Source organism: Streptomyces prasinopilosus (assembly GCF_001419695.1).
GTDB classification, from domain to species: Bacteria; Actinomycetota; Actinomycetes; order Streptomycetales; family Streptomycetaceae; genus Streptomyces; species Streptomyces prasinopilosus.
Genome location: NZ_LIRG01000855.1, coordinates 1 through 4,759, shown reverse-complemented (window position 1 = coordinate 4,759; position 4,759 = coordinate 1). Strand labels below are relative to the sequence as shown.

The following is a 4,759-nucleotide window of genomic DNA, read 5'->3' as shown; positions in this document are numbered from 1 at the left end:
GGTCGAGGTAGGCGACGTCGATGGCCATGCGCATGCGGAAGGTGTGGATGCCGCTGGCGGGGGAGAGGAGCAGCGCGCCGTCGAGCGACGTCGCCTACCTCGACCGGCGTCTCCGCGTCCTCGCCGTACGCACCATGCCGCCGGGGCGGCTCGGGCTGCCCCGGGTGCGGGCACGGCACGTGATCGAGTCCGAGGCCGGGGCGATGGCGGAGTGGGGGGTGCGCAGCGGGGTGCGGGTGACCGTGGTGACGGGTTCCCCCGGCACTGGCACCGGTGGCGGGCGGACGGCGTCCGGCACGCCGCGCGCCTAGGGTTCCCCGTCCGGGCCCCTTCGCCCACCACGTCCCGGTGAGGAGGTCCGAGCGGCCGGTGGGAGCCTCAGTCGGTGTACGACTCGAGGGTGCCGCGGCGGCGGACGTCGAGCGTCGCGCAGTGGAACGAGCCGCCGAACGGCGCGTAGTGCAGCAGGTCGCACGGGATCGGCTCGAACCCCCACTTCTCCAGCGCGCGCAGCATGTCGGTGTGGTGCCGCTCCGCGATCACCCGCTTCTCGTCGATCATGAGGACGTTCATGCTCAGCCACTTGCCGCACATCGAAGCGACCCCGAGCAGGCGGTCGTCGATCGGACTGGGTTCGGGCGCGACCAGGACGTCCCACGAACCGAGGACGTCGGGCAGCCGGTCGACGTCGACGTACTCGGGGTTGACCAGCACCTTGCCGGGCGCGAGGAGGACGAACGTCGTGTCGATGTGCATGGGGGTGCGGCAGCGGCTCTCGATCTCGTGGACGCGGTAGCCGGGTCCGAGGTGGCGGCGCAGCCAGTCGATGCCCATCCGGTTGGTGACGTTGCTCCGCGTGACGAACAGGTCGCGTCCCGCACGGACGAAATCCGCCGCGTCGAACACCGGCTCGAACTCGGTGAGGATGTAGCGCATGGGCTCGTCGGCCCCGGGGACGCGGAAGTCCGCCTCGAAGAGTTCGTCGGTGAGCTGCGGCCTGGGGGCCGCCGTCCAGCGCGCTCCGCGCCGGAAGTAGTCCTTGAGGACCGTGCGATAGGAATGGGTCTCGAAGTACCGGCACGGCCATGCCATCGGGGTCTCGATGATCTCGTCACCGATCACGAGCATGCTGTCCCGCGGACACGTGTTGCAGAAACCGCGTGACGACCAGTCGGGAGTGCCGAAGCGTCGCCGGTGGTCGACCGCGTCCGGGCGCCTGACGGTGACGTCGAGCGACCGCAGGAGGGCGATGAACTGGTCGAGCTCCTGCTGCGCCCGCTCGATCAGGAAGCGCGGATACCTGAATCCGGCGGCAAGTCCCTGCACGCGCGCCGCCCACGGCGGGATGTTGCAGGTCACGACCGGATGGTCGGAGGGAATCGTCGCGCCGTCGAGCCGTCCGACGATGATCTCCTCCAGCGGATCCCATTCGTTGTGGGAATTGACCGGGGAGACGAGGGGGTCCGGAGTTCCTCCGGTTGCAGCGGATCGCGCCGGACGGGAGTCGGCGTCCTCCGCTGTCCCGATACCGGGCCTTGGCGTCACCGCCATGTTCAACCGCTTTCGATCGCCGAATCCAGTGACTCACCATATCCGACGTTCGGGACAAATGGGCGCGCGGAGTCGTCCCGTGTACACCGGTCGAGCGAGGCTCCCGCCTCCACCGCCTCCCCTTCGGCCACCCGTTCGACCGGAGGGAAGGCTCGGGTACCGGTCCCGCGCGGGGGCCCGCCGGCTCGGCGGCACCGGTCAGCCCGCCGTGCGGGGGAACGAGATCTCGACCCTGCGGTTCTTCTTGCGGCCGGCCTCGGTGGAGTTGTCGGCGATCGGGTACTGCTCCCCGTAGCCGCGCACCTCGTACGTGACGCCGGGGTCGTTCAGCTCCTGGCCCAGGACGGTGTGGACGGCGTTCGCGCGCTTGCGGGACAGGACGTCGCCGTGGGCCGAGGAGCCCAGGTCGTCCGTGAAGCCGAAGACGCGGATCCTCGTCGCGTTCTGGTTCCTGATCTCCCCGGCGATCGCACCGATGCGGGCCTTCGCCTGGGAACCGAGCTTCGCGCTGTCCTTGCCGAACAGCACCTCGGCCTGCAGCGCGAACGTCACCTCCGCGTTGGTGTCCTCGCGGCGCTCGTCACCGCTCTGTTCCTCGACGACCTGCTTGATGTCCAGGACCTTCGGCTCGGCGAGGGTCGCGCCGTCGGGGAGCTTCAGGTCCGGGTCGTTGCCGTCGAGCTCCACCGGGGCGGAGGCGCTGGCCTCGGTGCCCGGGGGGACGCTGGGGCCGTCGGCGGCGGTGGCGCCGGAGGCGCCGTAGAGGCTGGTGGCGACCAGGACGGTGGCGGTGGTGACGACCATGGAGAACCTTGGCTGCACCGGAATCGGACGGATGCGTGTCATGGTCTGCCTCACCCAGAGATCTGGATGGTGCCGCTGGCGAACGTCGGCAGTTGGAAGGTGACTTCGGATGTGTCCGCGGGCGGCGCGGGGAACTGCATGAAGACGGAGAGGCTCTCGCCGGCCTTGATTGCCGAGAAGCCTGTTGTCGTCAGTGGACGGCCTTCGGTGTCGCGCAGCACGTAGTAACGCTTCTTGCTCTTCGAGTCGACCAGGGTGGCGCCGCCGAGGGACCGGCCGTTTCGTACGATCTCGGTTTCGTTGCCACTCAATGCAGCGGGAACGGTGACGCTCTTGGCACCGTCGTTCTTCAGCATCGCGTTCACAGTGACGAAGCCTCCGGCGTCACGTGCCGCAGACATGACCTGAAGAATCAGCCCGTCCGACCCCCTCAGTTCGGCAAGGGGATCGTCCGTCCGTTCCTCCTGGGCGCTCGGAGCGGAACCGTCGCCCTTGGAAGCGGAAGCCGTGGCCGCCGGCCCCTTGTCATCATCCCCTCCCCCGCCGCAGCCGACCACGCCGAGGGCCAATCCGGCCGCCACGGTGAACGCGACCATCCCCCTCCGGGCCTTCGTTGTGCACCGAATGCTCATGCCACTGCTTCCTTAGTCACTCGTCGTTCGTCGGTCAGTCGGCCAGGTGGACGTCGAAAAGGTCCTCGGGCTGCGGAAGGAGTTCCACCGGATCTTCCGGATCCAGTTCCCACTCTTCGCCCCCCTTGCAGGTGAGCAGTGGCAGCGCGTCCTCGGGAGCGTCCTCCGACAGGGGATCGAAGGTGCAGCGAGGGTCGATCACCGCAGTGGCCGTTTCCCGCGACCTCATGCTCTCGGTACCGGGCACGATGGAGTCCCCCACGGTGTCGGTCGTCTCGACCTCGACCGTGTAACCCAGCAGCCCCTTCTGCGCGCACCCCTGGACGGCCGCGTCGTTCCGCGCCGCGAGTTGCCGGGCGCGCCAGCACGAGTCGTCGAGCCCTTCGGCATTGCCGTCGAAGATCGCCTGCCACTCGGCCGGATCGAGAAGGTCCTCCACCCAGGCGCCCGTGAGTTGGTCACGCCTGTCCTGAGCCGCGGCGAGTGCGGCCGCGTCCGCGGCCGTCTGAGCACCGTTCCTGTTGGCCGCCGCCTGCCCGACCGCCAAGTACGCGAACGCGAGAAAGAGCAGGCCCCCCACCACCGTGATGTAAATAGGGAAAGCCTGCCCTGCGTCGCCGTACTTGTGGGATCGCATCAGCCTCCGGTGACCTCGGCGATTTTGGTTGTGATCGCGTCGAAGATCGTCTGACCGATGCTCGTCCCCGTGATCGCCAGGACGATCGCCACCACCACCGCGATGATGCCCAGGTACTCCACCGCCGTCTGGCCCCTGTCGTTGCGGGCGGTGCGGGAGTGGAGGTAGGTGACCGTGGTGTTGATCCAGTTGCTCATGGTGTTCCCCTCCGGCTGACGCGGTTGCGGCTTCCTTCGAGGTGCCGCATTCGACAGCGGCAACGTACGGTGTTCTCCCCGGTCCGCCAGAGGGCCCCAGGGCCCAATCCCGGGCCCAGTTGCCGGGCCGCCGCTTCGTCCTCCCTGATGCCACCGCAGGTCACCCCCGTTCCCGTGGGGAGTCCGGGGCCGTGCCGAGCCACTTCGCGGCGGCTTCGGAGCGGCTGGTGCTGTGGAGTTTGGCGAAGATGCGGTTGATGTGGTTCTTGACCGTCTTCTCGCTGATGAAACAAGTGGCGGCGATCTGCTGGTTGTTCATGCCGGACGCGATGTGGTTCATGATCTCCGCCTCCCTGTCGCTCAGTGGGAATCTCGACCTGCCGAAAGCGGCTGCCGGACGGCCGCCCGTCCACCCCGACGACGACTGTCCCACATTAGGTTGCAGTTGCGAAAGGTTTTGTGGAGAAACAGGCGGGGGCGGGATTGTCGGATCGTTCAATGTGCTTTGCTGTGCTGGATGTTGGAGGTTCTTATGCGGCTGCCGCGTCGTGGAAAGTTCGTATGCAGTCGCATCCGTGCGGTCTCCCAGGCCTTCCGGCAGGGGCGGGCCCGGTGGTGTCCCGCGGAGCCGGGCCAGCAGTGCTTCCGCCGCCGTGGGGGTGAAGTGGGGGCGGCCGCGGCTGACGTCCCGTACGGCCGACACCAGTTGGTCCGCCGTGAACTCGCCGTGGACCAGGTAGCCGCCCGCTCCCCTGCGCAGCGCCTCCTCGACGATCTCCGGCTCCCCGCTGTACGTCAGCATCACCACCGGGGCGATCCCCGCCAGGTACGGGAGGGCCGAGATGCCGTCCGTGCCCGGCATCCGGACGTCGAGGAGGATGACGTCGGGACGGTGGTCGCGGGCCGCCTCGCAGGCTTCCCCGCCGTCCGCCGCCTCC

The 4,759-nt window shown here is 68.6% G+C and carries 6 protein-coding genes and 1 pseudogene; 1 reads left to right on the top strand and 6 read right to left on the bottom strand.

The window, feature by feature from the left end; translation table 11 throughout:
* Positions 1-86: 86 nt before the first annotated feature.
* Positions 87-311 (top strand): annotated as a pseudogene (locus AOK18_RS27515) (DUF192 domain-containing protein); the annotation flags it as partial.
* A gap of 67 nt (positions 312-378) precedes the next feature.
* On the opposite strand, the gene AOK18_RS27510 reads toward AOK18_RS27515, so the two are convergent.
* From AOK18_RS27510 to AOK18_RS27485, 6 genes are all read right to left on the bottom strand, one after another.
* Positions 379-1,551: an amidinotransferase gene (locus AOK18_RS27510; RefSeq protein WP_055696082.1), complete on the bottom strand. Its 1,173-nt coding sequence runs from the start codon at positions 1,549-1,551 to the stop codon at positions 379-381.
* A gap of 198 nt (positions 1,552-1,749) precedes the next feature.
* Positions 1,750-2,355, bottom strand: a complete 606-nt coding sequence (locus AOK18_RS27505) for an OmpA family protein (RefSeq protein ID WP_099048951.1) — start codon at positions 2,353-2,355, stop codon at positions 1,750-1,752.
* 50 nt (positions 2,356-2,405) lie between these two features.
* A complete protein-coding gene (locus AOK18_RS27500) occupies positions 2,406-2,987 on the bottom strand; it encodes a hypothetical protein (protein WP_055572641.1) in 582 nt (193 codons plus the stop codon).
* Between the two features lie 34 nt (positions 2,988-3,021).
* Entirely contained in the window at positions 3,022-3,624 is a 603-nt protein-coding gene (locus tag AOK18_RS27495) for a pilus assembly protein TadG-related protein (protein ID WP_055696080.1), read from the bottom strand.
* The gene (locus tag AOK18_RS27490; RefSeq protein WP_055572639.1) at positions 3,624-3,821 is read right to left on the bottom strand and encodes a Flp family type IVb pilin; all 198 of its coding nucleotides are present in this window, start codon (positions 3,819-3,821) and stop codon (positions 3,624-3,626) included. The genes AOK18_RS27495 and AOK18_RS27490 overlap by 1 nt, the downstream gene beginning before the upstream one ends.
* A 160-nt stretch (positions 3,822-3,981) precedes the next feature.
* On the bottom strand, positions 3,982-4,759 hold a 778-nt coding region (locus AOK18_RS27485; protein ID WP_055696079.1), incomplete at its 5' end, for a LuxR C-terminal-related transcriptional regulator.